The sequence below is a fragment of the Bradyrhizobium iriomotense genome (genome assembly GCF_018130765.1).
GTDB lineage: Bacteria > Pseudomonadota > Alphaproteobacteria > Rhizobiales > Xanthobacteraceae > Bradyrhizobium > Bradyrhizobium iriomotense_A.
The window spans coordinates 260,108-283,903 of record NZ_JAFCJZ010000001.1 but is presented as its reverse complement, the minus strand read 5'-3'; the positions used below and the strand labels follow the sequence as shown (position 1 = coordinate 283,903).

Annotated in this window: 29 protein-coding genes; 14 read left to right on the top strand and 15 right to left on the bottom strand. The window is 64.7% G+C overall.

Annotated elements, in window-relative coordinates:
- Position 1: 1 nt before the first annotated feature.
- The 3 genes from JQ635_RS01290 to JQ635_RS01280 all read right to left on the bottom strand — a co-directional run bounded on the left by JQ635_RS01290 (position 2) and on the right by JQ635_RS01280 (position 1,444).
- A complete protein-coding gene (locus JQ635_RS01290; RefSeq protein WP_211408073.1) occupies positions 2–223 on the bottom strand; it encodes an RNA-binding protein in 222 nt (73 codons plus the stop codon).
- Between the two features lie 228 nt (positions 224–451).
- On the bottom strand, positions 452–721 hold the full coding sequence (locus tag JQ635_RS01285; protein ID WP_211408072.1) for a hypothetical protein: 270 nt from the start codon (positions 719–721) through the stop codon (positions 452–454).
- Positions 722–1,204: 483 nt separating this feature from the next.
- Positions 1,205–1,444 carry a hypothetical protein gene (locus tag JQ635_RS01280; RefSeq protein ID WP_211408488.1) on the bottom strand — a complete coding sequence of 80 codons (240 nt, stop codon included), beginning with the start codon at positions 1,442–1,444 and terminating at the stop codon, positions 1,205–1,207.
- Between the two features lie 226 nt (positions 1,445–1,670).
- Here JQ635_RS01280 and JQ635_RS01275 point away from each other — a divergent pair, with 226 nt between their 5' ends.
- Positions 1,671–1,865 (top strand): hypothetical protein, encoded by a 195-nt coding sequence (locus JQ635_RS01275; RefSeq protein ID WP_211408071.1) that lies wholly within the window; start codon positions 1,671–1,673, stop codon positions 1,863–1,865.
- Positions 1,866–1,877: 12 nt separating this feature from the next.
- Here the strand turns inward: JQ635_RS01275 and JQ635_RS01270 are convergent, their stop codons facing one another.
- Positions 1,878–3,050 carry an OpgC domain-containing protein gene (locus JQ635_RS01270; protein ID WP_211408070.1) on the bottom strand — a complete coding sequence of 391 codons (1,173 nt, stop codon included), beginning with the start codon at positions 3,048–3,050 and terminating at the stop codon, positions 1,878–1,880.
- Positions 3,051–3,303: 253 nt separating this feature from the next.
- Between JQ635_RS01270 and JQ635_RS01265 the strand changes: the two genes are divergently transcribed.
- The 3 genes from JQ635_RS01265 (at position 3,304) to JQ635_RS01255 (ending at position 4,769) form a co-directional block, all read left to right on the top strand.
- Complete coding sequence (locus JQ635_RS01265; RefSeq protein ID WP_014495449.1) at positions 3,304–3,609, top strand: ETC complex I subunit; 306 nt, start codon at positions 3,304–3,306, stop codon at positions 3,607–3,609.
- A gap of 168 nt (positions 3,610–3,777) precedes the next feature.
- Positions 3,778–4,266 (top strand): Lrp/AsnC family transcriptional regulator, encoded by a 489-nt coding sequence (locus tag JQ635_RS01260; RefSeq protein ID WP_211408069.1) that lies wholly within the window; start codon positions 3,778–3,780, stop codon positions 4,264–4,266.
- Positions 4,267–4,481: 215 nt separating this feature from the next.
- Complete coding sequence (locus JQ635_RS01255) at positions 4,482–4,769, top strand: DUF3551 domain-containing protein (RefSeq protein ID WP_211408068.1); 288 nt, start codon at positions 4,482–4,484, stop codon at positions 4,767–4,769.
- A gap of 91 nt (positions 4,770–4,860) precedes the next feature.
- Here JQ635_RS01255 and JQ635_RS01250 read toward each other — a convergent pair whose 3' ends face one another.
- Positions 4,861–5,889: an AraC family transcriptional regulator gene (locus JQ635_RS01250; RefSeq protein WP_211408067.1), complete on the bottom strand. Its 1,029-nt coding sequence runs from the start codon at positions 5,887–5,889 to the stop codon at positions 4,861–4,863.
- 155 nt (positions 5,890–6,044) lie between these two features.
- Here JQ635_RS01250 and JQ635_RS01245 point away from each other — a divergent pair, with 155 nt between their 5' ends.
- The 4 genes from JQ635_RS01245 to JQ635_RS01230 are packed head-to-tail and all read left to right on the top strand — an operon-like array spanning position 6,045 to position 11,722.
- Positions 6,045–7,172, top strand: a complete 1,128-nt coding sequence (locus tag JQ635_RS01245) for an isovaleryl-CoA dehydrogenase (protein ID WP_283826013.1) — start codon at positions 6,045–6,047, stop codon at positions 7,170–7,172.
- A gap of 24 nt (positions 7,173–7,196) precedes the next feature.
- Positions 7,197–8,801, top strand: coding sequence for a carboxyl transferase domain-containing protein (locus JQ635_RS01240; RefSeq protein WP_211408065.1), 1,605 nt, complete (start codon positions 7,197–7,199; stop codon positions 8,799–8,801).
- Between the two features lie 4 nt (positions 8,802–8,805).
- Entirely contained in the window at positions 8,806–10,809 is a 2,004-nt protein-coding gene (locus tag JQ635_RS01235) for an acetyl/propionyl/methylcrotonyl-CoA carboxylase subunit alpha (protein ID WP_211408064.1), read from the top strand.
- A gap of 1 nt (position 10,810) precedes the next feature.
- Positions 10,811–11,722, top strand: coding sequence for a hydroxymethylglutaryl-CoA lyase (locus JQ635_RS01230; protein ID WP_211408063.1), 912 nt, complete (start codon positions 10,811–10,813; stop codon positions 11,720–11,722).
- 161 nt (positions 11,723–11,883) lie between these two features.
- On the opposite strand, the gene JQ635_RS01225 is transcribed toward JQ635_RS01230, so the two are convergent.
- From JQ635_RS01225 to JQ635_RS01210, 4 genes are all read right to left on the bottom strand, one after another.
- Positions 11,884–12,810, bottom strand: coding sequence for a dihydrodipicolinate synthase family protein (locus tag JQ635_RS01225; protein WP_211408062.1), 927 nt, complete (start codon positions 12,808–12,810; stop codon positions 11,884–11,886).
- Positions 12,811–12,884: 74 nt separating this feature from the next.
- On the bottom strand, positions 12,885–13,868 hold the full coding sequence (locus tag JQ635_RS01220; protein ID WP_211408061.1) for a TRAP transporter substrate-binding protein: 984 nt from the start codon (positions 13,866–13,868) through the stop codon (positions 12,885–12,887).
- A 24-nt stretch (positions 13,869–13,892) separates the two neighbouring features.
- A complete protein-coding gene (locus JQ635_RS01215; protein ID WP_211408060.1) occupies positions 13,893–15,158 on the bottom strand; it encodes a TRAP transporter large permease in 1,266 nt (421 codons plus the stop codon).
- A complete protein-coding gene (locus JQ635_RS01210) occupies positions 15,158–15,781 on the bottom strand; it encodes a TRAP transporter small permease (protein WP_433996543.1) in 624 nt (207 codons plus the stop codon). Before JQ635_RS01210 ends, JQ635_RS01215 begins: the two co-directional genes overlap by 1 nt.
- 214 nt (positions 15,782–15,995) lie before the next feature.
- On the opposite strand from JQ635_RS01210, the gene JQ635_RS01205 reads away from it, so the two are divergent.
- On the top strand, positions 15,996–16,679 hold the full coding sequence (locus JQ635_RS01205; protein ID WP_211408059.1) for a GntR family transcriptional regulator: 684 nt from the start codon (positions 15,996–15,998) through the stop codon (positions 16,677–16,679).
- A gap of 152 nt (positions 16,680–16,831) precedes the next feature.
- Here the strand turns inward: JQ635_RS01205 and JQ635_RS01200 are convergent, their stop codons facing one another.
- From JQ635_RS01200 to dctP, 3 genes are read right to left on the bottom strand one after another with little or no spacing between them, the layout of a single operon-like run.
- Positions 16,832–18,190, bottom strand: a complete 1,359-nt coding sequence (locus JQ635_RS01200; RefSeq protein ID WP_211408058.1) for a TRAP transporter large permease — start codon at positions 18,188–18,190, stop codon at positions 16,832–16,834.
- Positions 18,187–18,741 (bottom strand): TRAP transporter small permease, encoded by a 555-nt coding sequence (locus JQ635_RS01195; RefSeq protein ID WP_211408057.1) that lies wholly within the window; start codon positions 18,739–18,741, stop codon positions 18,187–18,189. The genes JQ635_RS01200 and JQ635_RS01195 overlap by 4 nt, the downstream gene beginning before the upstream one ends.
- Entirely contained in the window at positions 18,738–19,760 is a 1,023-nt protein-coding gene (gene dctP, locus JQ635_RS01190) for a TRAP transporter substrate-binding protein (protein WP_211408056.1), read from the bottom strand. The genes JQ635_RS01195 and dctP overlap by 4 nt, the downstream gene beginning before the upstream one ends.
- A gap of 335 nt (positions 19,761–20,095) precedes the next feature.
- Here dctP and JQ635_RS01185 point away from each other — a divergent pair, with 335 nt between their 5' ends.
- Positions 20,096–20,338, top strand: coding sequence for a pentapeptide MXKDX repeat protein (locus JQ635_RS01185; protein ID WP_130367076.1), 243 nt, complete (start codon positions 20,096–20,098; stop codon positions 20,336–20,338).
- A 151-nt stretch (positions 20,339–20,489) separates the two neighbouring features.
- Here JQ635_RS01185 and JQ635_RS01180 read toward each other — a convergent pair whose 3' ends face one another.
- A complete protein-coding gene (locus JQ635_RS01180) occupies positions 20,490–20,837 on the bottom strand; it encodes a DUF6481 family protein (protein ID WP_211408055.1) in 348 nt (115 codons plus the stop codon).
- A gap of 266 nt (positions 20,838–21,103) precedes the next feature.
- On the opposite strand from JQ635_RS01180, the gene JQ635_RS01175 reads away from it, so the two are divergent.
- The 3 genes from JQ635_RS01175 to JQ635_RS01165 all read left to right on the top strand — a co-directional run bounded on the left by JQ635_RS01175 (position 21,104) and on the right by JQ635_RS01165 (position 22,616).
- On the top strand, positions 21,104–21,340 hold the full coding sequence (locus JQ635_RS01175; RefSeq protein WP_211408054.1) for a hypothetical protein: 237 nt from the start codon (positions 21,104–21,106) through the stop codon (positions 21,338–21,340).
- A gap of 76 nt (positions 21,341–21,416) precedes the next feature.
- On the top strand, positions 21,417–21,641 hold the full coding sequence (locus JQ635_RS01170) for a hypothetical protein (protein WP_211408053.1): 225 nt from the start codon (positions 21,417–21,419) through the stop codon (positions 21,639–21,641).
- A gap of 195 nt (positions 21,642–21,836) precedes the next feature.
- Positions 21,837–22,616 carry a hypothetical protein gene (locus tag JQ635_RS01165; RefSeq protein ID WP_211408052.1) on the top strand — a complete coding sequence of 260 codons (780 nt, stop codon included), beginning with the start codon at positions 21,837–21,839 and terminating at the stop codon, positions 22,614–22,616.
- Positions 22,617–22,718: 102 nt separating this feature from the next.
- Here the strand turns inward: JQ635_RS01165 and JQ635_RS01160 are convergent, their stop codons facing one another.
- Positions 22,719–22,880 (bottom strand): hypothetical protein, encoded by a 162-nt coding sequence (locus JQ635_RS01160; protein ID WP_211408051.1) that lies wholly within the window; start codon positions 22,878–22,880, stop codon positions 22,719–22,721.
- 272 nt (positions 22,881–23,152) lie between these two features.
- On the opposite strand from JQ635_RS01160, the gene JQ635_RS01155 reads away from it, so the two are divergent.
- Positions 23,153–23,305, top strand: coding sequence for a hypothetical protein (locus JQ635_RS01155; protein ID WP_211408050.1), 153 nt, complete (start codon positions 23,153–23,155; stop codon positions 23,303–23,305).
- A gap of 160 nt (positions 23,306–23,465) precedes the next feature.
- On the opposite strand, the gene JQ635_RS01150 is transcribed toward JQ635_RS01155, so the two are convergent.
- Positions 23,466–23,702: a hypothetical protein gene (locus JQ635_RS01150; protein ID WP_246583225.1), complete on the bottom strand. Its 237-nt coding sequence runs from the start codon at positions 23,700–23,702 to the stop codon at positions 23,466–23,468.
- Positions 23,703–23,796: the final 94 nt, after the last annotated feature.

Sequence of the window (23,796 nt, the reverse complement as noted above, 5' to 3'; positions counted from 1 at the left end):
TTCAGAACAGCAGCCAATCGACGAGACGCCAGGCGATCCAGGCGAGGGCGCAGATCCAGCCCAGCATGACGATCCCCGCAACGCCAAGCCCGCAGAGCGCGAAAAGTGAGTTTCCGCTCTCCGGGACCTCGGAGAGTTTCTCGGTCGTATCGATCTGGCTCACTGTGCCCCCTTGCCCTGCGGCCTGCTGTTCATTGGTCTCTGCTCGGTCAAAGAAATTCACCGGCCGCGCTCCAGCTCACACGGACGTGAGACGAGATGACTATCCATCCATGAGGGCGCGCGGCTAATCGCAGCCGCTCGCGGATCCCCGGACAGGTGGGAAGAAGCTGCAACGCGCAGGGCGGCGTTTGGTTGCTGCGGCCGGGGCAGGAAAATGCGTGCCGCGCCGGATTTTTCACGACTCCAGCGCCTGCTTCGCCCGCCCGGCGCGTTGAAGCAGAAGGGGCGGTTACGCAACCGGCGTTGCGCCCGAGGTTCCTTCCGACGAGGTTTTCATGTCGATCAGTGCGATTGCATCAACCAGCGCGGCGGTCACGACGACCCCGTCGACCGCCACGGCGTCATCCTCCGCGGCATCTTCGACATCGGCGGCTTCGTCGACTTCGGCCACGTCATCGGCGTCGGCGACATCGTCGTCGCAATCGGCGGGCGGAAGCTCGGGATCGGGAGGCAGTGGCAGCTCGGGCAAGACCATCGTCAGCGAGGTCTCGATCACCATCGATGGAGTCACCACCACCACGATCACCTATTCCGACGGCACGACGGAGGTCGAGACGTCCGCGAGTTCGCAAGCGGGTCAAGGCAGCCAGGCCGGACAGACCTACAACGCGCAGGGCGCGGTCAGTGGCAATGCCCAGAACGCATCCGGCAGCACGTCCAGCGCCAGCGCTGCGGTCTAACCCAGGTTGATCGATCGCCGACGCAGGGCAGGTGGCCTATGGCGTCCTGAAGCGCTCGCGCAAGGCATGCCTGAAGGTGGCCAAAGCCCTGGCGCTCATTGTCCGCATGGGCACGACTTCCGCGCGATTTTTCAAAGTATTGGCGGGGGCCACGGGCGCAGAATTACCAAAGGTTCATCGAACCTTTGTCTGTCGTCACAGACATATGGGTGTTGGGGATTTCAGCGCCCAATGCCTAAACGGACGCCGCCAAGCGATGATATTCCGCTTGTGCGGCGTTGCGCTTTTCAGGCCCAACGCAATCAGCTCGACGCGTGCCAGCCGGGCGGAAACGGCACGAAAGGCCAGACCATCTGATTGTCGTTGGCGGGCTTGGGTGGCTCCTGAACCGACGTCCTGAGCAATGGGGCAGGCGGCATCGATCGCACCGCCAGGCGCAGACATACACACTGCAAATTCATTGCGGTCGCCCCAGCCGGTAAGTCATTTTTCAAAATCAATGTCAGTTCAAAATCACCGCGCGTCCAAAACGGCACGCTCATCTCAAATCGCCCATGCATTCTAGAAAAGCCGGCGTCGGCTTTCAACCGGTCCGGCCACCCGTCCACGGCAGGTAAGGTTGATCGGTTAGGTTAAGGGCGAGCGGTTGTTGCGGCCGCCTCCGCGGGCGTTATCAGATCAGTCCCGGCTCGCGATGGGCTGCCTGAAATCCGTGCTCACACAAGGTCACAGTTCGTCGCGGCGCGCGTATTCTGTGAGTTCTGCGTCATGTCTTTCGATCGCAACTTAAAAACCGTCAGTACGCAGTCGAGCTGGACAGAAATCTGGCACCTCTGGACCGTGATCGTGCCACGCCGCTCGATCAACGGGCAGCTCGTCTACGGCAAGGTCTGGCGACGGCACGACGGCCGCGACTGGATCTACAAGAAGTTCACTGAGTTCGATGGTGAGGAGGCGGCGTAACTGCCGCCTCTCTCAGGCCGCCTTCGCCTCTGCCGCCGGCTTGGCCGGCGGCGGCTTCAGCGGCTTGTCCTGCTTCTTCGACCACGAGATGTAATAGGCCACGGTCGTCATGATCGCGATGCCGGCGATGCTGACGAACAGCTGCGCGAACAACGAGCCCGAACTCATCGACAGCTCGAAATGGCCGACGAAGGACAGAAACACGCCGACGCAGAACACCGCGAGCGACTGCTGGCCGCACACGATCAGCGGGTCGAACACCTTCCACTCCAGGCCCGGCCAGTCCTTCGGCACGAAGCGGATCACCAGGATCACGATCACGACGAAGTGGAGGAAGCGATACGGCGCAAGATTGGTCTTGTCGTTGGGGTTGAAGGCCGAGAACAGCCATTCCGGGAACATGCCGCCGAAGGTCGGGAAGCGGCCGGCCATGGTCATGACCAGCGCGAAGGCGAGATAGCCGAGGCAGAGCCACAGCGTGATGGGCGAATTGATCAGCGTCATCGAGCGCCGTGCGCCGCCCATGGAGCACCAGGCGCCGAACACGAACAGCACCTGCCAGCAATAGGGGTTGAAGTACCACTGACCGGCCGGATAGGCGGTGAGGTTCCAGCCGTAATGGCGCGCGGCGAGCCACAGCACGATCGACAGCACCATCGTCAGATCGGGCTTGCGCAGCATGAACCACAGCACCGGCGGAAACAGGCCCATCAGCACGATGTAGAGCGGCAGTACGTCGAGATTGAGCGGCTTGAAGCGCAGGAACAGGCCCTGGCGCAGCGTCTCGGTGGCGTTGTCGACGAGGCCGGCGACGTTGAACTCGTTGATCATCTCGGAATCGCCGAAGCGCAGCGCGAGATAGCTGATCGAGGCGATGTAGATCACGAACAGGATGATGTGGGCGACGTAGAGCTGCCAGACCCGCTTGGTGAGCCGGGTGGCGCCCACGATGAAACCGCGGTCCAGCATCATCCGCGCATAGACGAAGGAGGCGGTGTAGCCGGAGATGAAGACGAACAGGTCGGCGGCGTCGGAAAAGCCGTAGTTGCGCGTGGTGATCCAGTTCACCACGTTGTCGGGGATGTGGTCGAGGAAGATCGCCCAGTTCGCGACGCCGCGAAACAGGTCGAGCCGGAGGTCGCGGCCTTTCTCGGGGAGCGTTGCGTTGATGTTCAGGAAGGCCATGCGACGGGAGCTCTCGAGGGGGGCGGACAGGCTGAGATCGGGAGGGTAGTGCCGCCGGGCGGGATCCCGGCGCGGAGGGCGGGTACGCAATTGTCACGGTGCAGCATAATGACTATACCGTCCTGAGGGGTTGCCGGGGGGCCGGAATCACCGATCAGTTTCCGATTGGTGTCTCTATACTATCCCTGAGGTTTCCACCAACTGCCACCCTGACGCATCGAAATCGAACGAAAAGACGAGGCCCGGACCACCCATGACCGCACGCATTTTCAAGCCCGCCAAGAACGCGATGCAATCCGGCCGGTCCAAGACGAAGGAATGGCAGCTGGACTACGAGCCGGAGCAGCCGCGCTCGGTCGAGCCGCTGATGGGCTGGACCTCGTCGGGCGACATGAAGCAGCAGATCACCCTGCGCTTCCACAGCAAGGAAGAGGCGGTCGCCTATTGCGAGCGCAAGGGCATCGCCTACCAGGTGATCGAGCCCCAGGATTCGATCCGCCGGCCGGTCGCCTATGCCGACAATTTCTCGTTCCGCCGCGGCGAGCCCTGGACGCATTGAGGCTCGGCACATTCTGTCGCGGCGTCGTGCCCGGGCCAGGCCCGGGCATTTGCGTTTTGGGGGCAGGGTGAGTTCGTGACCACAGGGCAGGCTGTCCTTGAGCCCCTTGGCACCAATTCCGCCGCGTGCTTCGCTGCCTCGCATCACACGACCATGACGGGGTGGGGTATGGCGGGGCGTGACCAGCTCGACGGCGTCGATCTGAAGATACTTTCCGAGCTGCAACAGGACGGGCGGGTCCGCAACAACGAGCTGGCGCTGCGCGTCGGCGTCTCCGCGCCGAACTGCCTGCGGCGGCTGAAATCGTTGTTCAGCCGCGGTGTGATCCGGGCGGTGCGTGCCGTGATCGACGAGCGGCTGCTCGGCTATGAGGTGGTGTCGTTCGTCTCGATCCAGCTCGGCAGCCAGGCTCAGCCGGTGCTGGAGGCGTTCGAGAGCTCGATCGCCGCGATCCCGCGCATCCAGCAATGCTGGCGGATTTCCGGCGACACCGACTATCTCCTCAAATGCGTCGCGCCGAGCGTCGAGAGCATGCGCCAGCAGCTGCTGCATTTCGCAGCGATGCCCGACGTCAAGAACGTCCGCAGCTTTCCGGTGCTGGGCGTCGCCAAGGACGTGCCGCTGCCGCTGCAGGAGGCGGCGGTGCCGGCGGGGTAGCGGATTCGATCTCTATTTCGTCGGTCGGGCTCAAAAAATCCGAATTATATTACATTACTCACTCACCTAACTGTGACATGTGATTTACGAAGTCCTGCAATGCGCTGAGCCGTGATTGTCGGTCCCCGTTCGTCGCCTAGATGCAAGGTGTGAACCTCAGCCTGCGTTGCAGGCCGAAGACTCTTTTGTGGGACCCTGAAGCAGGAAAAGACATCATGACTTCGACTTCGAAGACGATCGCAGCGTCTGCTGCGACGCTGTTTGCGTCTGCGTTCCTTGTTCTGTCGGCACCGGCTGCGAAGGCCGACGACTACTGCATTACCAACGGCGCCCAGGCCGCTCATGGCTGCGGTTTCCCGACCATGGAAGCCTGCCGGCAGGCGGCCGGCGGCATCGGCGGCACGTGCTCGCAGGCCGGCGGCGCCAAGACCACCAACGACGCGCTCGCTTTCCAGCCGAAGCAGACGAAGCAGCCCAAGCCTCGCTCGGGCGCGCAGAACTAACGCCTGAATTCAAGACCTGATCCAGGACATTGCGGCCTCCGGGAGTGATCTCGGGGGCCGCTGGTTTATGACAGGCAGGTAACGGCGCGCCTCAGCGATATCTTCCGCGAAACTCGCGCGGGCTGGCACCGGTCCAGGTGCGGAAGGCGCGCGAAAAGCTCTTCTCGTTGCGGAAGCCGGCGATCTCGGCGATCCGCTTGATCGGCGTGCGGCCGCGCATCAGCTCCTGCTTCGCCAGCTCGAATTTTGCTTCTTCCTTGAGATCGCGCAGTGAGGTGGACTCCTCGCGCAGGCGGCGGTGCATGGTGCGGGTGGAGAGCGCCAGCTCGCTCGCGACATCCTCGGCGCCGAGGCTGCGTCCGCGCGCATTGCGCAGCACGCGCCGGACCCGCTCGACCAGCAGGCGGTCGCGCCGGTAGGGCAGCACGGTGAGCCTAAGCGCGCCCTTGAGCATGTTGTCGAGATCGGCGGCGCTGCGGGTCAGCGGCAGCGAGAGATAGTGCTTGTCGAAGACGATGCGGGCATGGGCCGCGCCGAAGCGGACGTTTCTGCAAAAGATGGTCGGATAGACCGAGACGTGGTCCGGCTCCGGGTGGGGGAATTCGGCGGCGCGGAGCGCGATCCTGGAATCCACCGCCCAGCAGGAGAAGCCGAGCACGTAGCGGAGCAGGGTGACCAGGCAGAATTCGCGCAAAGCCCCGAGGTCGCGCTGCTCGCGGATCGACACGACCGCGGTCTCCTCGCCGACCTCGAGATCGAGCAGCACGTCCTCGGTGAGCAGGCGATGATGCCGGCACCAGCGCTTGAGTGCGACCTCCAGTGTCGGCGCGGTGATCGAGGCGCGGCACAGCATGCCGTAGGTGCCGAAAGGCAGCCGGCGCGAGAACCAGCCGAGCGCCTCGTCGTCGAGCTCGCGCATGGCATGGCCGGCGAGGGCCTCGAACTGGACAGCCGTGACCCGCCCATCCGGAGAATGGACAAGGTCTGGCGCTACCTGGCCCCGGCTGAGGGCCTCAGCCGGATCGCGGCCATACCGCTCATAGGCGGCAACCACGCCGCGGACGAAGGCGGCGGGGGTCACGGCGCGACGCGGGACTGCGGTTGCGGCTTGAAAAGTCATCGGAACTCCCTCGGAAAATCCTCGCCAAGTTTGGCGGAAAATGCAACCTTTTCGACCGCCCGAGGGCCCTGAGACCGCTAGGTTCGGGCTCAAATAACGGAGGAATCGCCTTGAACATCCCGAGCATCGATTTCGATCTGGGCGAAGACATCGGCATGCTGCGCGACACGCTCCGCGCCTTCGTGGAGGCGGAGATCACCCCGCGCGCCGCCGACATCGAGAAGGCCAATCTGTTCCCGGCGGACCTGTGGAAGCGCCTTGGCGACCTCGGCCTGCTCGGCATGACCGCGCCGGAGCAATATGGCGGCTCCAACATGGGCTATCTCGCCCATATCGTCGCCATGGAGGAGATCTCGCGCGGTTCGGCGGCCGTGGGGCTGTCCTACGGCGCCCATTCCAACCTCTGCGTCAACCAGATCCGCCGCAACGGCAATGACGCCCAGCGCCAGCGCTATCTTCCCAAGCTGATCTCCGGCGAGAATATCGGCGCGCTCGCGATGTCCGAGCCCGGCGCTGGCTCCGACGTGGTCTCGATGAAGCTGCGCGCCGACAAGCGCGGCGACCGTTACGTGCTCAACGGCTCCAAGATGTGGATCACCAATGGCGGCGATGCCGACGTGCTGGTGGTCTACGCCAAGACCGATCCCGAGGCCGGCCCGCGCGGCATGACCGCCTTCCTGATCGAGAAAGGTTTCAAGGGTTTTACCCACGGCCAGCATCTCGACAAGCTCGGCATGCGCGGCTCCAACACCTATCCGCTGTTCTTCGACGAATGCGAGGTGCCGGAAGAGAACGTGCTCGGCAAGGTGGGCGAGGGCGTCAAGGTGCTGATGTCCGGCCTCGACTATGAGCGTGCCGTGCTCTCAGGCGGGCCGCTCGGCATCATGGCGGCGTGCATGGACGCCGTCGTCCCCTACATGCACGAGCGCAAGCAGTTCGGCCAGCCGATCGGCGATTTCCAGCTGATGCAGGGCAAGCTCGCCGACATGTATGCGACCTGGCAGGCCACGCGCGCCTATGTCTATGCGGTCGGGCGCGCCTGCGACCGTGCCGACCACGCCCGCAGCTTGCGCAAGGATGCGGCCGCCGCGATCCTCTACTCCGCGGAGAAGGCGACGTGGATGGCCGGCGAGGCGATCCAGGCGCTTGGCGGGGTCGGCTACACCAGCGAATTCCCTGTGGGGCGTCTCTGGCGCGACGCAAAACTCTACGAGATCGGCGCCGGTACATCCGAGGTGCGCCGCATGCTGATCGGCCGCGAACTGATGGCCGAGACGGCTTAAATCCTTCACCTCATTGGAATCAACATGCCGCTCCATTCCAGCATCGATCCTTCTTCGTCGGATTTTGCGCGCAATTCCGAGGCCATGCGCGGCCTCGTCGCGGACTTGCGCGAAAAGCTCAGCCAGGTCGCCGGCGGCGGCGGCGAGGCCTCGCGCAACCGCCACACCGCGCGCGGCAAGATGCTGGCACGCGAGCGCGTCGACTTGCTGGTCGATCCCGGCACCTCGTTCCTGGAGCTGTCGCCGCTTGCGGCCTATGGCCTCTATGGCGGTGACGTGCATTCGGCGAGCGTTGTCACCGGCGTCGGGCGCATCTCGGGCCGCGAATGCGTGATCGTCGCCAATGATGCCACCATCAAGGGCGGCACCTATTACCCGATGACGGTGAAGAAGCATCTGCGGGCGCAGGACATCGCGCGGCAGAACAATCTTCCTTGCGTCTATATGGTCGATTCCGGCGGCGCCTTCCTGCCGCTGCAGGACGAGATCTTTCCGGACGAGCGGCATTTCGGCCGCATCTTCTACAACCAGGCGCAGATGTCCTCACAGGGCATCCCGCAGATCGCGATCGTGATGGGCTCCTGCACCGCCGGCGGCGCCTATGTGCCGGCGATGTCGGACGAGAGCATCATCGTGCGCAACCAGGGCACCATCTTCCTCGGCGGCCCGCCGCTGGTGAAAGCCGCGACCGGCGAGGTCGTGAGCGCCGAAGAGCTCGGCGGCGCCGACGTGCATTCGCGGCAATCCGGCGTGACCGACCATTACGCGCAGAACGATGCCCATGCGATCGGGATCGCCCGGCGCATCGTCGGCACGCTGAAGCCGTCGGTGCGGCCGAACCTCAACATGCATAAGCCGCGCGATCCGCTGTTTGCGGCAGAGGAGATCTACGGCGTGGTGCCCGTTGACGGCCGCAAACCGTTCGACGTGCGCGACATCATTGCCCGCGTCGTCGACGGCTCGGAGTTCGACGAGTTCAAGAAGCTCTACGGCACGACATTGGTGTGCGGTTTCGCCCATATCTGGGGCTATCCGGTCGGCATCATCGCCAACAACGGCATCCTGTTCAGCGAGAGCTCGCTGAAGGGCGCGCATTTCATCGAGCTGTGCTGCCAGCGCGGCATTCCCCTGGTGTTCCTGCAGAACATCACCGGCTTCATGGTCGGCAAGAAGTACGAGGCCGGCGGCATCGCGCGCGATGGCGCCAAGCTGGTGACGGCGGTTGCGACCGCCTCCGTGCCGAAATTCACCGTCGTGATCGGCGGCTCCTACGGCGCCGGCAATTACGGCATGTGCGGCCGCGCCTATTCACCGCGCTTCCTCTGGATGTGGCCGAATGCGCGCATCTCGGTGATGGGCGGCGAGCAGGCCTCGATGGTGCTGAGCCAGGTCCGCCGCGACAATATCGAGGCCAAGGGCGATAGCTGGTCGAAGGAAGAGGAAGATAAATTCCGCGAGCCCATTCGCGCCCAATATGAGAGCCAGGGGCACCCGTATTATGCGACCGCGCGTCTGTGGGACGACGGCGTGATCGACCCGGCCGACACGCGCCTCGTGCTCGGCCTCGGCCTCTCGGCGGCGTCGAATGCGCCGATCGAACCGACGAAATTCGGCCTGTTCAGGATGTGATGCGATGGACCGCTCAATGCTCTACCGGCGTTTTCGCACCCTTCTGATCGCCAACCGCGGCGAAATCGCCTGCCGTGTCATCCGCACCGCCCGCGCCATGGGCCTGCGCACGGTCGCGGTCTATTCCGAGGCCGACCGCGACGCCATGCATGTCGCGCTCGCCGATGAAGCCGTGCTGCTCGGGCCGGCACGTGCCCGCGACAGTTATCTCAATGTCGAGCGGCTGATTGAGGCCGCGCGAAAGACCGGCGCCGAGGCCGTGCATCCCGGCTACGGCTTCCTGTCGGAGAATGCGGAATTCGCGCGGGCCTGCCTGGACGCCGGGCTGGTGTTCGTCGGCCCGACCGCCGGGATGATGACGGCGATGGGCTCGAAATCCGGCTCGAAGGAGCTGATGGAGAAAGCCGGCGTGCCGCTGGTGCCGGGCTATCACGGTGAGGCCCAGGACGAGGCGACGCTTTCGAAGGCGGCCGACAGGATCGGCTTCCCCGTGCTGGTGAAGGCCTCCGCCGGCGGCGGCGGGCGCGGCATGCGCATCGTGCGCTCCGCGGCCGAGCTCGGGCCTGCGATCGTCAGCGCCAAGCGCGAAGCCCTGGCCGCGTTCGGCGACGACCGCATGCTGATCGAGAAATATGTCGACAATCCCAGACATATCGAGGTGCAGATCATCGGCGACAGCCACGGCAACCTGCTGTCACTGTTCGAGCGCGAATGCACGTTGCAGCGCCGCCACCAGAAGGTGATCGAGGAAGCGCCGTCGCCGACGCTCAATGCCGCGCAGCGCGAGACCGTCTGCGCCGCGGCGCGCAAGGCCGCCGGCGCGGTCAGCTATGTCGGCGCCGGCACCATCGAGTTCGTCTCCGACGGCAAGGACGTGTTCTTCATCGAGATGAACACGCGCCTGCAGGTCGAGCATCCCGTGACTGAGCTGATCACCGGGATCGATCTGGTCGAGTGGCAGCTGCGCGTCGCCTTCGGCGAGGCGCTGCCGCTGAAGCAGGACGAGATCAAGCTCAACGGCCACGCGATCGAAGCGCGCGTCTACGCCGAAAACCCGACCAAGAACTTCATGCCCTCGGTCGGCAGGATCTCGACCTGGCGCCTGCCGGCGGAAACCGGGGGCTTGCGCATCGACGCGGGTTATCGTGAGGGCGATAGCGTCTCGCCTTATTACGATGCGATGCTGGCAAAAACGATTGCATGGGCGCCGACCCGGGACGTTGCGATCGATCGCCTCAACCGCGGCCTGGAAGAGTCGGATGTCCGCGGCATCGTCACCAACATCCCGTTCCTGTCCGCCCTGATCACGCACCCGAAGGTGCGGACCAATGCGATCGACACCGGTTTCATCGAGCGCGAGCTGGCGGTGCTGACGTCCGCGGCGCCGGCGCCCGGAGAGCTCGAGCTCTGCGCCGCAGTCGCCGCGATCGTCAACGAGGAGCGGCAGGCCGCGCAGGCAGAGGCGAGTTCGCCGTGGCAGACCTTCGGCTGGCAGCCGGTCGGCCGCCGCCAGCGCAGCTTTTCCTTTCGCGTCGGCCATGGTCCGGAGCAGAAGATCGCTCTGAACTACGGCAGCGGGCTGTCCACCCTGGTGATCGGCGAGCGCGAGCTGGCGTTCACGATCGCGGCGAAGGACGGCGGCTTCGATCTGACTCTGGATGGTGTCAAATCGTCGGTCGCAGCCGTGATCGACGGCCATGAGCTGTACCTGCGCACGCGCAACGGCCGCTTCGACCTGCACTGGGTCGATCCGTTCGGCGGCGAGAGCGAGGAGCATGTCGGCGAGGACAAGATCGCGGCACCCTTGCCGGGCACAGTCGTTGCCGTGCTGGCCGAGGAGGGCGCCACGCTCGACAAGGGCGCGCCGATCCTGACCCTCGAAGTGATGAAGATGGAGCAGACGCTGCGCGCGCCCTATGCCGGCGTGCTGAAGTCGATCAAATGCAAGGTCGGCGACATTGTCCAGGAGGGCGTCGAGCTCGCCGTGGTCGAACCTTCGGGAGAGTGACATGAGCGATCCCGTCCGCATTATCGAAATGGGGCCGCGCGACGGCCTCCAGAACGAGAAGACTCCCGTCAGCGTCGAGGCCCGCATCGCCTTCATCGAGGCGCTGGTTGCGGCCGGTCTTGATACGGTCGAGGTCGGCGCTTTCGTCTCGCCCAAGGCAATCCCGCAGATGGCAAGCTCGGACGCCGTGCTGCGGGGCGTCAGCCACATCAAGGGCGCCGAATTCCACGTGCTGGTGCCGAACGAGAAGGGGTATGACGCTGCGCGCGCCGCCGGCGCGAAAGTGGTCTCCGTGTTCGCAGCAGCTTCCGAAGGCTTTTCGCGCGCCAACATCAACTGCACGGTCGCGGAATCCATTGAGCGGTTCAAGCCGGTGCTGGCGCGCGCCAAGGCCGATGGCGTGAAGGTGCGCGGCTATATCTCCTGCGTGCTCGGCTGCCCGTTCGACGGCGAGATCAAGCCGAAGGCGGTGGCCGATCTCGCCAGCACGCTGTGGGAGCTCGGCTGCTACGAGATCTCGCTCGGCGACACCATCGGCGTCGGCACGCCCGATAAGGCCAAGGAGATGCTGCGCGCGGTCAGCGCCAACATCCCGCCCGCAAAACTCGCGATGCATTTCCATGACACCTACGGTCAGGCGCTCGCCAACCTGTACGCGGGGATGGAAGAGGGCGTCCGCGTGATCGACGCCGCCGCCGGCGGGCTCGGCGGCTGTCCCTACGCGCCAGGCGCGACCGGCAACGTCGCGACCGAGGATGTCGTCTACATGCTCGAAGGCATGGGCGTCAGAACCGGCGTCGACATGGAGAAGCTGCTCGCGGCCACGAACGCGATGAGCGGCGTGCTGGGCAAGCCGCCGGTGAGCCGCGTGGCGTCCGCGCTGAATGCGAAGAAGAAGCGAGTGAGCTCGTAAGCTTCGTAGGGTGGGTTAGCCCTGCGATTGCGCGGAGCGCAATCGCTCGGCGTAACCCACCTCTTTGGTATCCGCGGAGACGAAAGTGGTGGGTTACGCCAGCGACTGCGCTTTGCGCAGCCGCAGGTCTAACCCACCCTACGAGACTACGAGACCTGCCGTTACGCTGCCTTCAGCCCGACATCCGGCAGGCGCGGCCGGTTCTTCAGCGCCTTGGCCATCATCGCCTCGACCTCGGCCTTCTCCTGCGGCAGCAGTCCCAGGCGCGGCGGACGGGTCAGTGCGGTGCCGCGGCCCATGATGTGCTCGCACAGCTTGATGCACTGGACGAGATCCGGGCGGGCATCGAGATGCAGCAGCGGCATGAACCATTCGTAGAGCGGCATCGCCTCGGCAAGGCGCCCTGCCTTGGCGAGGCGGAACAACGTCTCGCCCTCGCGCGGAAAAGCGTTCGACATGCCGGAGACCCAGCCCACGGCGCCCATGGCGACGCTCTCGACGATGACGTCGTCGAGCCCTGCGAATAGCACGAAGCGGTCGCCGACCATGTTCCTGGTGTCGATGAAGCGGCGGGTGTCTCCGGAGGAGTCCTTGAAGCAGACCACGGTCTCGACGTCGGCGAGCGTGGCCAGGATATCGGGGGTGACGTCGTTCTTGTAGATCGGCGGGTTATTGTAGAGCATCACAGGCAGGTCGGTCGCGCTGGCGACGGCGCGGAAATGCGCAGCGGTCTCGTGCGGCTTGGACGAATAGACGAGCGCCGGCATCACCATTACGCCGTCGATGCCGACGCGTGCGGCTTCCTTGGCCGTCTCGACCGCAAACGCCGTGGTGAATTCGGCGATGCCGCACAGCACGGGGACGCGGCCGGCCGCGACCGACTTCGCCGTCTCCATGATCGCGACCTTCTCCTTGCGCTCGAGCGAAGTGTTCTCGCCGACCGAGCCGCAGACGATCAGGCCGGAGACGCCGTCGCGGATCAATCCGTCCATCACCTTGGCGGTCGCGTCGATATCGAGCGAGAGATCGTCGAAAAATTGCGTGGTGACGGCCGGGAAGACGCCTTCCCAGGATACGCGGCGGGGCATGGTTTTTCTCCAGATGAAAAAGGCCGGCGGGGGGCTGGGGCCGCCGGCAGTTGTGAAGGGGATGGCGGACGGGATCAGAGCGTGGCGCCGACCTTGCGCAGCTCGGCGAGAACCGGTGCCTTCGGTAGCCAGATCTTGTCGAACTCGGCGATGACGGCCTCGGTGTCGCCGGCCGGGACCTGGCGAATCGGGATCGGCGCGTTCTTGAAGTTCTCGATCAGCGCCGGCTCGTTGCCCGCGAGCTCGTCGATCTGCGCATCCAGCGTCGTCTTGATCGTCTTGGTAATCAGCTCGCGGTCGGCCGCGGGGAGCGACTGCCAGACCCGGCCGGAGACGACCGCCGCCATCGGCATGAAGACGGCATTCATCTGCAGGATCACCTTCGACACCTTGTCGAAGCGCTGGTTCCAGGAGAATTCGAGGTCGGCTTCCAGGCCGTCGACCTGGCCGTTGGCCATCGCGTCGAACACCTGCGGCGTCGGGATCGGCGTCGGCGCTGCGCCCAACGAGGAATAGAAATCGCGATAGACCGGCGTCGGGTTGATGCGCAGCTTCATGCCCTTGATGTCAGCGAGCGAATTCAGGTCCTTGGACGAGAACACCGCGCGCATGCCCGTGATGCCCCAGCCGAGCCCGATCGTGCCGGTCTCCTGCGGCAGCACATCGAACAGCTTCACCGCCGCCGGATGCCGCACGAATTTCGCCACCGCCGGCGTCGAGCGGACGATGTAGGGCGCGTTGATCGCGGCGATGTGCGGGACGCGCGAGCCGAGCTCGGCGGCCTGGATGAAGCCCATGTCGAGCGCGCCGGACTGCAATTGCTGCATCATCGCGGGCTCGTTGCCGAGCTGGCCGGAGTGGAACACGGTCAATGTCAGGCGGCCGTTGGTGGCGGCCTTGAGCTCATCGCCGAACTTGAGCGCGGCCTTGTTCCAGGAATGGCCGTTGGGCGTGATCAGGCCGAGGCGGAATTCCTTGGCCTGGGCGAACGCCAGCGACGGCGCGAACACCGATGCGGCGGCACTGGCGGCGAGAAAGCGGCGGCGTGAAAGCGGCATGGTCGGGCTTCCTTTTGTACGGGCCTATTTGACGAGGATCAGCGAGAGCGAGGGGTAGAGCGAGAGCAGCACCAGGAGGACGCAGGAGATGACGAAGAAGGGCAGCGTCACCATGAACATCTTGCCGGGCTTGGCGCCGGTGACGGCGGCCGCGACGAAGAAGCAAAGCCCGACCGGCGGCGACAGCAGGCCGAGCACGAGGTTGATCACCACGACGACGCCGAACTGCCGGGGATCGATGTGATAGACGTCGGTTGCGACCGGCAGCAGGATCGGCACCGTCATGATCAGGCCGGGAATGCCGTCGATCACAGTGCCGATGATCAGCAGGATGACGTTGCAGATCAGCATGAAGCTGATGGGGTCCTTGGCGGCGGACTGGATCCAGCCGGCGGTTTCCTGCGGCACCTTGCCGAAGATCAGCACCCAGGAGAACACGGCGGCGGCCGCGACCAGAAACAGCACGATCGCCGAATAGATGCCACTGCGCAGCATCATCTGCGGCAGCTGCGAGAACTCGAATTCTTTCGTCCAGTATTTGCCAACAAGTGCGGCGGCGACTGCGCCGACAGCGGCGGATTCCGTCGCGTTGGCGAGGCCGCTCAGGATGGTGCCGACGATGACGATTGGGATCAGCAGTGTCGGCGAGGTCCGCAGGATCGTCATCAGACGCTGCCGCGGCGTCTGATAGTCGGCGCGGGGATAATTGTACATGTATCCCATCAGCGCGATGACGAGGCAGAACATCACGGTGAGGATGACGCCCGGCACGATGCCGGCGATCAGCATGTCGCTGACCGAAACCTGCGCCAGCACGCTGTAGACCACGAACATCACCGACGGCGGGATGATCGGGCCGAGCATGCCGCCATAGGCGGTGAGGCCCGCGGCAAAGGTCTTGTCGTAGCCCTTCTTCTCCATCTCCGGGACCATGATCTGGGCCATGATCGCGACCTGCGCGGTCGCCGAGCCCAGGATCGAGGAGATGAACATGTTGGCGAGGATGTTGACGTAGGCGAGGCCGCCCTTCAGCGAGCCGACGAACGCCATCGCCATGTCGACGATGCGGCGTGTGATGCCGCCGCCGTTCATGATCTCGCCGATCAGGATGAACAGCGGAATCGCGATCAGGCCGTAGCTGTCGACGCCGCCGAACAGCTGTAGCGGATAGGACTGGAACAGCACGGGATTGCCCGACGCGGCGATGTAGACGAGGCCGGCGAGGCACAGGCAGAGCCCGATCGGCACGCCGACCAGCATGAATGCGACGAAGGCGGCGGACGTGATCATCAGTTGACCCCGTCTAGCTCGGAGAGCTGAAAACCCTTCGGCGGCGTGCGGGGCACCAGCTCGAGATCTTCCAGCAGATTGGCGAGGCCGTGCACGGTCATCGACATCGCGAAGATCGGCAGCGTCAGATAGAGCACCCAGGTCGGCCAGTTCAGCGTCTGGGTGCGCTCGGTGTAGAGGAAGTTGAAGGTTTCGGCCGCGAGCTTGCGCCCGTCGAATCCGGCGAGCGCCAATCCGATCGGGTCCATCCAGAGCACGCAGGTGATGGTCAGGGCAACGCCGAACACGACGACCATGCCGGTCGAGATCACTTTTGCGATCTTCTGGCGCTGCGGCGAAAGCCGCTCCGTCAGCATGGTGACCGCGAAGTCGAGCCGCAACCGCGTCATCGCGGACGCCCCGATGAAGGTCAGCCAGACCACGCAATAAACCGCGGACTCATCGATCCAGTAGATCGGAAAATGCGCGTAGCGGGTGACGACGTTCACCAGGATCAGGCCGGTGAGCAGGTACATCAGGCCCATCAGCGCCAGACGCTCGAAGGCGAGCAGGGCGCTCGACATCCGGACGACCGTACGTCGGAGGCTGAGCGCGCGAATGGCCGGCATCGTGTGCTCGATCATGAAGAGGCCCCAACCCCGAAGATTTGTCGTGCGATTGCCGAATGTATAATTTATACATTTTGGGAGTCAAACGGAGATTGCAGTCAAATCGGCGGCAGGACGCGCTTTTGCTGAGCACCGGCTTTTGCGGAGTCACGGCTTTTGCCGGGCAGCTCAACATGCAAGAGAGGGACCGCTTCGCTCCGACGAGTCGGCAAGCAGGACGGAAGGTCAGATGAAACAGCCTTTGAAGCATCGCACCCTGTCGGCGGCGATCGTCGATCAGCTCCGCCAGGCGATCCTCGACGGCACCTATCCGGCCGGGTCGCAGCTGCGCCAGGATGCGCTTGGGGATGCCTATGGCGTCAGCCGCATCCCGGTGCGCGAGGCGCTGTTCCAGCTCGAGGCCGAAGGGCTGGTGCGGATCGTGCCGCAGAAGGGCGCGATCGTCTCCGAGCTGTCACTGGACGAGATCAACGACGTCTTCGACCTGCGCCGGATTTTGGAGCCGCGATTGCTCGCGCAGTCGGCGCCGCGTTTCACTGCCGACGATTTCGACGGGCTCGACGACATCCACAAGCAATTCGAGAAGGCGATCAAGGCGAGGAACGTCAGCGAGTGGGGGCAGCTCAACGCCGACTTCCACATGGCGCTGTATGTGCACGCCCCGCAGCCGCGCACGCGCGCGATTGTGCTGTCGCTGCTCCAGACCAGCGACCGCTACACGCGGCTGCAGCTCTCCAACACCAAGGCGATGGGGATTGCCGAGAAGGAGCACGCGCAGCTGATCGCGCTCTGCCGCGCGCAGAAAGTGGAGGAGGCCTGCCGGTTCCTGGAGCGGCACATTGAGGCCGTGCGCAAGGATCTGTTGCAGGTTGTGGCGAACGCGCCGAAGCAGCGGCGTAAAGAGAATTCGTAGGGTGGGTTAGCCCTGCAGATGCGCGAAGCGGATCTGCGGGGCGTAACCCACCACTCTGTGCCTCCGCGGAAACAGAAGAGGTGGGTTACGCCCAGCAACTGCGCTGTGCGCAGCCGCTGGGCTAACCCACCCTACGGCAGTTATGATTGGCGCTACCTGCTCCCGTCCGGCCCCATCACGAGGTCCGGCAACCAGGTCGAAATCCCCGGCACGAAGCACAGCAGCAGCACCGCGAGCATCATCAAGAGCACGAAGGGCAGGGTGCCCCAGATCACATCGCGCAGGGGAATGTCCGGCGCAACGTTGCGGATGACGAAGATGTTGAGGCCGACGGGGGGATGGATCAGGCCCATCTCCATGACGATGGTCATGACCACGCCGAACCAGATGATGTCGAAATTGGCGGCGCGTAAGGGCGGCAGGATGATCGGCGCCGTCATCAGGATGATCGAGACCGGCGGCAGGAAGAAGCCGAGCACGACGACCATGACGAGGATCGCGAACAGCAGCTCCCAGCGCGGCAGGTGCATCGCGACGATGGATTCGGCGACCGATTGCGAGATGTGCAGATAGCTCATGACGTAGGAATAGAGCAGCGACATGCCGATGATCATCATCAGCATGGTCGATTCCCGGATCGTCGACTTCATGATGGGGGCAAGGTCGCTCGGCCGCCACACGCTGTAGATCGCCGCGATCAGCGCCAGCGCGAGCAGGCCGCCGAGGCCGGCCGTTTCCGAGGGCGTCGCGAAGCCGCCATAGAGCGCGATCATGACGCCGGTGAGCAGCAGCACGAAGGGGATCACGCGCGGCAGCACGCTGAAGCGTTCGGCGAGCGTGTACTCGTCGCGGGCGAGGATCGCGGCCTCCGGACCGCCATTCTTGTAGATGGCTTCGGCGGCCTTGTATTCCTGACGGAAGCGGATCACGGCGTAAGAGCCGAACAGGGTGACCAGCAGCAGGCCGGGTCCGATGCCGGCGAGGAACAGCCGTCCGAGCGACTTTTCCGCGGCAACCGCAAACAGGATCATGGTGATCGAGGGCGGCAGCAGGATGCCGAGCGTGCCGCCGGCGGCGATGATCCCTGCGGCAAAGCCGCCGGAATAGCCGCGCTTGCGCATCTCGGGGATGCCGGCCGAACCAATCGCCGAGCAGGTCGCAGGGCTCGAGCCCGCCATTGCCGCGAACAGCGCGCAGGCGAACACGTTGGCGACCCCTAAGCCGCCGGGCACGCGATGCAGCCAGGCATGCAGCGCCGAATAGAGATCCTGGCCGGCGCGCGATTTGCCGATCGCCGCGCCCTTCAGGATGAAGAGCGGGATCGACAAGAGCGTGATCGAGGCCATTTCCTCGTAGACGTTCTGCGTCACCGTATCGAGCGAGGCCGAGGGCATGTAGATGCCCATGAATACGACCGCGACCGCGCCGAGCGCGAACGCGATCGGCATGCCCGAAAACATCACCAGCAGCGTCGCGATGCCGTAGGCGAGGCCGATCCCGAAAACGCTCATGGCCGCCGGCCTCCAGCAAAGGGCAGCGCGAGCTGCACGAGAATCTGGATGCAGAGCAGGCTCATGCCGAACGCCATCAGCGAATAGGGGATGGCGAGCGGCGGCGACCACATCGAATTGGAGACCTGGCCGTCGACATAGGCCTCATGGGCCAGAGTCCATGACTTCCAGGTGAAGAAGGCGCAGAACAGAAACGTTGCGACATCGACCAGCCACAGCCGGACTTTGTTCGCGAGCGGCGAGAGCAGGCCGACAAAGGCCTCGATGCCGATGTGACCGCGGTTCTGCTGCACATAGGCGGCCGTCATGAAGGTGGCGCCGACCAGGAGGAACACGGCAGCCTCGTCCTGCCAGTAATTGGCAGCCTTGAACAGCGCGCGGCTGAGCACGCTGTAGCTCAGGATGGCGCAGGCTGCGACCAGCGCGATCGCGGCGAACACGACGATGATGCTGTTGAGGATGGCAAGACCGCGATCGATCGCCGCCGCAGGGCCTGTGCCCGCGGCAGCGGTTGCGTGGTCGTCACGATCCGGAAGCGGACCGTGGCTCATGCCGCAACGTCAGTGGCGAGCTTGAGCAGGTTGGCCGAGGTCGCGGTCTTGGCGCCGTAATCCTTCCACGCGGTGTCGCGGGCGATGTCGCGCCACTTGCCGACGGTCGCGGCATCCAGCACCGAGACCTTGGCGCCGGCCTTCTCGTAGACCTTGGCGACCTCGACGTCGTCGTCCTGCGCGCCCTTGCGGCCGAAGGCTTCGAGCTCCTGGCCCACGGTGAGCAGGACGTCCTGCTGGTTCTTCGGCAGCTTGTCGAAAATCGCCTTCGACATCATCAGCGGCTCGAGCATGAACCAATAGGAGGTGCCCGCGCCTGACGTCAGAGACTTCGCGACCTCTTCGAGGCGGAACGAGATCAGGCTGGTGGAGGAGGTGATGCCGGCATCGCAGGCGCCGGTCTGCATCGCCGCGTAGATCTCGTTCGAGGGCACCGACAGCACCGAGGCGCCGGCGGTCTGGAGCACCATGTCCATCTCGCGCGAGCCGCCGCGAACCTTCATGCCCTTGGCATCTTCCGGCGACACGAGCGGTTTGGAGCGGCTGGCGACGCCGCCGGCCTGCCAGACCCAGGTGAGCAGGATGATGCCCTTGTCGGCGAGCAAGTCGGTCAGCGCCTTGCCGACCGGCTCCTTCTTCCAGCGCAGACCCTGGTCGTAGGTGGTGACGAGGCCCGGCATCAGGCCGATATTGGTCTCGGGCAGCTCGCCGCCGGCATAGGGCATCGGATAGAGCGAGATGTCGAGCGCGCCCTTGCGCATCGCGGAGAACTGCGCGTTGGTCTTGATCAGCGAGGAGTTCGGATAGATCTCGGCGGCGATGTCGCCATTGCTGCGCTTGGCAACTTCAGCGGCGAACATGCGGCAGAGACGGTCGCGGAAATCGCCCTTGTCGATGGTGCCACCCGGAAATTGATGCGAGATCTTCAGCGTGGTGGCGGCATGCGCGGTACCGGTGCCGAAGCGCAGGATGGCGGGCGCGGCGACGGCGGTCGCGATCAGATGGCGGCGCGTAATCATGGTGTGATCCCCTTGAACGTTTCTGTTCTTGTCGGTGTGATTTGGGTCGGGTCTCTTCAGACCGGCGTTCGGGCCCATCCTAGCCGGTCTTCGAGGCGATGTTCTCTCATCTGATAGTTCGAGACCGAATGCCGCGGCAAGGGCCGGTCGTGCTGCGCTGCACACTTGCAGTCCCGCTGCTCCGAATGGAGGTCCGATGCCGGGTACGTGATTGCGGCGAATGCGCGGCCTGGAGAAATTTATAGGCGAGGCCGTAACAAGTCCGCACCTCGATCCGTCGAGATCAAATAGCGGCGTCCGTCGCTGTCAAACACATCTCGAAGGGAAGATGATCCATGACCATTCGTACCCGTATCGCGCTCGGCGTCTCGGCTGCCGTTCTCTCGCTTGGCCTCGCGCTGTCGCCGGCCGCTTTCGCTCAGGACAAGATGGGCAAGGACGACGGCATGATGAAGAAGGACACGATGTCCAAGGACGGCATGAAGAAAGATGCCATGTCCAAGGACGACGGCATGAAGAAGGATCACATGTCGAAGGACGGGATGAAGAAAGACGATGGGATGATGAAGAAGAACTGATCTTCTGTCGTCACTGGCGCGCGTGCAAAGGCAGACGCGCACTCGGAAGAGTCCGGGGGCGGTCACATGGACCGCCCCGAAATGATGTCTCCGCTCAACTTCAATTGAACGTGACGTCCGAACGCTACTTTGTGAACGTTGCTTCTGAACGCTACTTGCGCTTGGCCTTGCGGGCGGCGTAGCGGGCGTCGCGCTTGGCTTTCTGCTCGGCCTCGAGCGCAGCCTGCCGCTCGGCCGCTTCCTGAGCCTCACGCTCGATGCGCGCGGCTTCGGCGGCCTTGGCTTCTTCCTCGAGACGCTTCTGCTCGGCCTTTTCCGCCTCGCGCGAGGCCTTTGCCTCGGCGCGCTTGGCCGCAAGGGCCTCGCGTTCGGCACGGCGCGCGGCAACCGCCGGATCATCGGGGCCCGGCTGCGACTTGAACTTGTTCAAAAGATTTTTGCGTGCTTCCTGCGCGGCCTTTTGCCGGTCGGAGAAGCCTGGTTCCCTGAATCCACTCATCGACGAGCCTTGTCTTCCTCGCTTTCAATCCTACATCACTGATCGTGGGTACGTCGGCTGGGCATAGCGCGGCGCCGCGTGACGGAATGCGTGTACATCGGCGCGCGTCACGACGCCATACATAATCGCAGCCTATCAGGTAGACGAAAAATCGCTCCTCCGACGATCTCTCGTAGCCCGGAAAAACTGCCGAATTGTGATGTCCCTCATAAGGGGCGACCTGCGGCGGCGCCTAGCGTCCGCCCGATACGCGACGGAGCACGGGCATGACCATCTTCCGGCTGAGCCTCAAGGCGCTCGCGCTCATTCTCGTGGTGGCGGCGCTGGCAGGTGCCGCATTGCTGTTTGCCCGTCCACAACCGGTCGAGAACGCCGTTCTGGGCGCCGACTGGGAGTGCAGCCAGACCGCCTTCGTGCTCACGACCTGCGCACCGCGGGCTCGCGAGGCGACCCCGGCTGTCGAAACCTTGCGCAAGGATGCGATCCGCCAGACCCGGGGCTGAACCGGAAGGGCGGCCGGGATGTGACGCCACGTCGCAGAGGTGATAAAGCCGGCTCACCCCGTGCGATCAGATTGTCATGTCGAGCCCTGCGTCCAAGCCCGAACCGGGCGAGAAGCCCAAATCCCCGCCAAGACCTCAACCCGGCGACAACCGCCGCGGCGCTATCGCCGGCCTGGTCATCGCCATCGTGATCCTCGGAATCGGGTGGTGGCTCGCCCGCGATCTCACCTCGGCCAGCAAGATGCAGGATTGCCTGATGTCGGGGCGGAGCAACTGCAACGTCATCGAGCCGGCCCGCTAGCGGCGCTCCGCGCGAGCCGTTGCGGCCCCGTCGGGCCGAAAAATTGCCGTGATCTTAATCATTTGTAACGGGACTTGGCCGATCACTTGGCCGATCAAGCAGGTCAGTTATGTCAGCCGGCATCACCCCGGCGCGAGGCGAATCGTCTATCGCGCGAGGGACCACGGCAAGCGAGAGAGTAGGGGGCAAGCACGCATGAGTGCGTCCAGCCGCATGAAGATCATCATTCCCTTGGTTTCGGCCATGTCATTGCTCGCGCTCTCGGCGCAGGCGCAGGCGCAGGACGCAGGGCCGCCACGGCACGACGGTCATCCGCCGGCAGGGGCCGGCGCCGGTGCGCCGCCCCAGACCATGCGCAAGGGTCCTCCGCCGCAGCAGGCGGCCCGGCCCGCGCCGCAGCCCGGCGGCCAGCCTCACGCCGCCGGCCCCGGTCCCGGCCCGCACAATGCCGGCGGACCGCCGCCCGGCCGCAACTACGCGCGTGGCCCCGCACCGACGCGCGACTGGGGCGGACATGCCTATCGCGGCAACCTCGGCTGGGAAGGCGGGCGCTGGCGCCACGAAGTCCACAACGGCCGGTCCGGCTGGTGGTGGGACGTCGGCGGCGTCTGGTATTATTATCCGCAGCGGATGGCCGGTCCGCCCGGCTACATCTCGGAGGAGTATTACGACGACGTGCCGGTGGCCTATGCCCCGGCGCCGCCGCCGGTCGCCTACGAACCGCCACCTCCGCCGCCGCCGGCCGATCCCGGCGCAAGCGCGCTTGGCGGTGCCATTGTCGGCGGTGTGCTTGGCGGGCTGATCTCGGGCAATGCGACGGGGGCCGCCGCAGGGGCGGTTCTCGGCGGCGCCACCGGCGCGATCGCCGGCGCGACGGCAGCTTCGCGGCCCGGCTACTATCTGGCCGAGGGCAATTGCTACTACCGCTATCCAAACGGGCAGTATGTGCAGGCCGATCCGCGCGCGTGCTACTGAGCCTCTGCGCAGGAGCTGAAACCGAAGAGGCGGGCGAAGGCCCGCCTTTTTGTTTGCCGGTCGATCCGGTTGCGCGCGGATGAGGGCAGATCACCTCGCGCGTCAGGCTACCAGCCAGTTGAAGAATGCCATCGCGCCCCAGACCAGGCCTGCGATCCAGGCCAGCGTCACGAGACCGATCGTCGCAAGGCACGCGATGCCGAACAGGTCGGACCGCTGTCGTTGTGTCGGGACCCTGGCTTCGGCGGTTGCTTGCTGTGTCATGACGGGAATGACCTCCCACACCGTCTCGCGCTCCTGGGACGATTTTTAGCGCGAGAAGCGGGGCGCAGGCTGTGACGCAATTCACAGATGGCTCGGAATGACGCCGGGTCTCCATTCACCTGCGACGAGGACGAGCTTGAAACCGCGAGTGACGTTTTATAACCTTAACAATCTAGACGTGCTGAAATTGCTCGCGACAACGTCCGTCATCCGCAATCATACGGACGAAATTGCCACGCACTTGTCCAGATCAGGCGGCTAAAATCCGACTCATGTGTAACAAGTACGACCCGCAGCACGAAGCCGAGGCCGCAATGAAGCGCGCCGCAGCGTCCGAGGGCGCTGACCGGCAACGGCTCATCGAGCTCGCCATCGCCTGGCATCAGCTTGCCCGCGAGCGGCGCGACGTTGAGCCGACGGAGTAGCGGTCGCGCGCGCAATCAGCGAACGGCAACTCGCTATTAACATTTGCGCAGCGCTGATATTCGCGATCGCGATTCGTGCTTTGCGAACGAAGCGGAGTCGGACCGTGAACAAACAAACGGCCCGCGAAGGGGCTTGGTGTTGTCACGCAGCGCGTCTGAATCAATCGATCGCCAGGCACTGCTCCAGCGGCTGCTTCTCCGAGAGCGGCTTCTGGTGATTGCCTCGCGACCACGCCTGAACGGCGAATGCGAGCTCATGCTGGCGCGCCACCACGTCTGTAATCGAGGCCCGCGCCGTCTCGACGCGTTTTACGATCGCGCCGGTGTTCACGTCGACGCCGGCGTCAATGGCCAGAAATGATATTGCGAGGACGGCCACTGCAGATGCGATGGCCATTCTCGTCCACTCGGACGGTGGCATCGGGGTCCTTCTCGGGCGCACATCGCCCGGCGCGTAGATAGGACCGATGCGCCCGGTTCAAAGGCCCGGC